This window comes from Acetobacter sp., from assembly GCF_047721705.1.
Classification (GTDB): Bacteria; Pseudomonadota; Alphaproteobacteria; order Acetobacterales; family Acetobacteraceae; genus Acetobacter.
Map to the genome: position 1 here is coordinate 1 of NZ_JBDNXK010000170.1, position 3,018 is coordinate 3,018.

At 63.1% G+C, this 3,018-nt stretch carries 4 protein-coding genes and 1 pseudogene; all 5 read right to left on the reverse strand.

Annotated features, from left to right (window positions below; genetic code table 11):
- Positions 1-501 (reverse strand): annotated as a pseudogene (locus tag ABF824_RS16135) (type VI secretion protein); the annotation flags it as partial.
- A 282-nt stretch (positions 502-783) separates the two neighbouring features.
- Positions 784-1,500 carry a lytic transglycosylase domain-containing protein gene (locus ABF824_RS16140; protein ID WP_415489972.1) on the reverse strand — a complete coding sequence of 239 codons (717 nt, stop codon included), beginning with the start codon at positions 1,498-1,500 and terminating at the stop codon, positions 784-786.
- A 4-nt stretch (positions 1,501-1,504) separates the two neighbouring features.
- Positions 1,505-1,843, reverse strand: coding sequence for a DUF736 domain-containing protein (locus ABF824_RS16145; RefSeq protein WP_039733991.1), 339 nt, complete (start codon positions 1,841-1,843; stop codon positions 1,505-1,507).
- A 1-nt stretch (position 1,844) separates the two neighbouring features.
- Positions 1,845-2,402, reverse strand: a complete 558-nt coding sequence (locus ABF824_RS16150; protein WP_415489974.1) for a S26 family signal peptidase — start codon at positions 2,400-2,402, stop codon at positions 1,845-1,847.
- Positions 2,399-2,896, reverse strand: coding sequence for a DUF2840 domain-containing protein (locus tag ABF824_RS16155; RefSeq protein WP_415489973.1), 498 nt, complete (start codon positions 2,894-2,896; stop codon positions 2,399-2,401). The genes ABF824_RS16150 and ABF824_RS16155 overlap by 4 nt, the downstream gene beginning before the upstream one ends.
- Positions 2,897-3,018: the final 122 nt, after the last annotated feature.

The following is a 3,018-nucleotide window of genomic DNA, read 5'->3' on the forward strand; positions in this document are numbered from 1 at the left end:
GCCGAGGTCTTTTTCCATCTGCCCGACCAGTTCGCGGGCATAGCCCTTGAGGTCAGCCATGTCCGGCGCGTCCTCGGGCGAGACGATGAAACGGAAATGATGGCGGTCGTCCTCGCAGCGCTCGGCGAACGCCTTCGGGTCGGCATCATCGATGCCGGGACCGTAGAGCCGCGCCTTCTCGCCATCCTTCGTCACTCCTTCCCGGCGCAGGTAACGCAGATGGGCGGCGAGCGGCGTCTTGCGCCCGCTGTGGCGGACGACACGGGCCTTGACGGTCACACGGCGGGCACGGCTGGTCAGCAGATGATTGGCCCTGGCTGCTGCGACGCGGCCACGCCCGAAGGACGAACGGGAACCACCGCCATTGCGGCCCGATCGGAACCCGCCACCTCCGGCACGCTGGGCCGAGGCGAGGGCCTGGGCGACGAAGGGCTTGAGCCGCTGGGCGCGTGGTGAGCGGATGCGACCCAGACGGGGCTGGAAATCATTCTCGCACGCCATCGGACCCTCCAATGTGCGAAAAAGGCAGGGGCAACAAGGAAAAACAGGGTCGGCAAACATTGCCTGAGAGGGAGAAACATTGCCGGGAGAACGAAAAAATACAGGAAAACCAACACTCCAACCGAGGCGCAATGTGCGCCCTTTTATCTCGCCTCTCATTCTCCAAGCCCCAGAGCGCCTGTTCACCCTTCGCTGCACCCACCCTGCGATGCTGGATACCGTGCAGACTGGCATCCTCGGGCAACCGGACACCGGCAAGAACAGGGAAGTCTGAGCGCGCCTTCATGGCAGTGCTCCCGATGCGGAAGAGACAACGAACAACCCATCCGAAAGCGGCCTGACAGGCGCGAGACCATGCGCGATGATGTCACTTCGAACACCATGCGACGGCAGCTTCATTGCAACCGGAACGCCTTTCCTCGCGTCGTCCGATTGCATGACGAAAATCGGTGCACGGCTCCAGAACAGCGGATCAGGATGCGAAACCGGCAGCAACGATTCAGCACCGCCCTGACCGATCAGGGACAGCAATCCGGCGACATAGGCGCGCGTTTCGGGTGGCAGCGGACGTTGCCGATCACGGTAGTCCTCATAGCGCCCCGGCCCGGCGTTATAGGCTGCCAGGAAACCCGGCAAGCCGTAACGATCGTGCATCTCGCGCAGGAACGCAGCGCCCGCGAGGATGTTGTCATGCACATCGAACGGATCGCTTCCCAGCCCGTAACGGGTACGAAGGTCGCTCCAGGTCGCGGGCATGATCTGCATGAGGCCGAGCGCGCCTTTCGATGAAATCGCGCCAATATCACCACCGCTCTCAGCGCTCATGACGGCCCGTATCCATGTGGCGGGAATGTTGAAGCGCTGCACGGCTTCAGCGATCACGGCAGCATAAGGATCGGTGTCAGCGGGCGCTGGAACCGATGCTGCCCGTGACGGATCGATGACGCCCGATACACCGATTGCAATGACACCAACAGCGAGGAAAACCGTGCGTCGCATGGTCTCATTCCCCGCGTTCGACACGCCGTGACGGACGCGTCCAGTTCAGCACCCAGACCGCACGCTCCCCACCGGCACGGAAGAGATTGGCACGGATCGGCTGTGCAAAGGCGGGGTCGTCGAGGGCTACGGCGATGTATTCACCAGCCCTCTCGCCGGTGCGTTTCCAGCCAGCACCAACCTCCGGGCCATCGGCATCGGTGAGATGGATGCGGTAATCCGGGGCATGTTCGGCGTCGGAAAACTCGGCCGGAACGAGAAGGATATCCTGCGCCACGGTGAGGGTGCGGATGCGCCCGGCAAAACCGGTTTTCGTGCGCGTGAAAAGACCGATCTGTGCCATTTCATTGCCCTTTCGGGGAGGGGTTGAAGGTCACGGTGACAGGCTGCCTGTTCCCGGATGGAAGCCAGACCGGGGTAGCGCGCCCGATGACGGTGGACAGGGGCAACGGGCCGAAATACCGACTGTCGAGACTGCGCGGCTCAGCCGGGTTCATGACGAAGACCTGGCCTGCAGCGAGGCGTTGGCACCCCTGCCAGACGGGTAATGGACGGCCACGGTGATCGACGGATTGCGCGTCGCCAGCGAATTGCCCCTTGATGGTTACATGCTGCCCGATACGGCACACGGACTGCCCTGCGATAGCCGCTACAGGCTTGAGCAGGGGCACACCGGGAGGGAGGTAGCCGCGTTTTGCCAGCAGCATCGCCTCGCGCGCTGGCAGACGGACGGCGACCAGATCACCGACATGCGGTGTGGGGTTCCTATGCAATCGGTAGAGCCCGACGGGCACGCTCGCCGTCTCGTTCCAGATCAGCCGTGGCGCAGGATGAACGACCATCGACGCGCCCACACCGAGCACGGCGAAATAGGTCGCAAAGAACCAGCCACGCCGGGTCATGACGTCACCTGCCGTCGCTTGAGCCATGCTGAATGCTGCGCGCGCGTATAGGCACGCGGCTCATGTCCGGCCGTGATGCGATGGTGCAGATGCCGCCAGTATTCGGGCGCTGCATCCGCCGGATCGAGACCCAGTGCCTCAATGGCGTCGACTGCCCGGAGCACATGTTCGACCCGTGGCCAGCTATCGACACGCAGGAGGATTTCGCCGCCGGGACGCACGAACGGCAAAGTCTGGAACACTTCGCCAGCCCTGACCGCGCGCACGATATCCAGCCGGGAGACGGTGATACCGAGGTCATTGGACGCCCAGCGCACGAAGGCGAAAACACTTCCTGGCGCAAAGCTGGAAATGCGGCGGCGGTCATCAAGTATCTGCTCGTCGCTGCAATGCCCGAAGCGCAGCCAGTGTTCGATGCGCCTGTCGATCCAGGTCAGTTCGACATGCGTCAGTGCCGCCGGATGCCGATGGGAGATGGGAGGATGCCGGGTCATGGCCCGTCTCCCGGACCCGTGAAGGGGGCAATGGACGGGCAAGAGGGGTTATCCGCAGAACGGCGCTTCCCATCAACATAAGAGTTAGATTCTAAGTTAGATAAGTTAAGGGCCGGAATCGC

Bases quoted from the DNA above. Each gene is read 5' to 3' on its own strand.
- ABF824_RS16155 (WP_415489973.1), bottom strand. From the start codon at position 2,896: ATGACCCGGCATCCTCCCATCTCCCATCGGCATCCGGCGGCACTGACG.
- ABF824_RS16140 (WP_415489972.1), bottom strand. From the start codon at position 1,500: ATGCGACGCACGGTTTTCCTCGCTGTTGGTGTCATTGCAATCGGTGTA.
- ABF824_RS16150 (WP_415489974.1), bottom strand. From the start codon at position 2,402: ATGACCCGGCGTGGCTGGTTCTTTGCGACCTATTTCGCCGTGCTCGGT.
- ABF824_RS16145 (WP_039733991.1), bottom strand. From the start codon at position 1,843: ATGGCACAGATCGGTCTTTTCACGCGCACGAAAACCGGTTTTGCCGGG.